1 protein-coding gene is annotated in these 231 nt (G+C 44.6%); it reads left to right on the forward strand.

Going from position 1 to position 231, the window contains the following annotated elements:
* Positions 1-231 (forward strand): ATP-binding cassette domain-containing protein (locus AB4486_RS28230; protein ID WP_372120137.1); only part of this gene is annotated, 231 nt, incomplete at both ends.

Raw genomic sequence — 231 nt, forward strand, 5'->3', positions numbered from 1 at the left:
ACTTAAGGCGATTGCTGGCCTGCTTCCATTGAGTAGTGGCGTAATGAGTTTAAACTGTCAAACCATCGATGATGGCGATAATTGGTTGCCACCGGAGCAACGAAATATCGGTATGATTTTCCAAGACTACGCTCTGTTCCCGCACTTGACGGTCAACCAGAACGTTGGCTTTGGACTAAAAGAACTCTCAGAGCAGCAAAAGAAAGAGAAAGTTCAAGAGATGTTAGAGTT

The organism is Vibrio sp. 10N.222.55.C6, from assembly GCF_041473395.1.
GTDB classification, from domain to species: Bacteria; Pseudomonadota; Gammaproteobacteria; order Enterobacterales; family Vibrionaceae; genus Vibrio; species Vibrio crassostreae_C.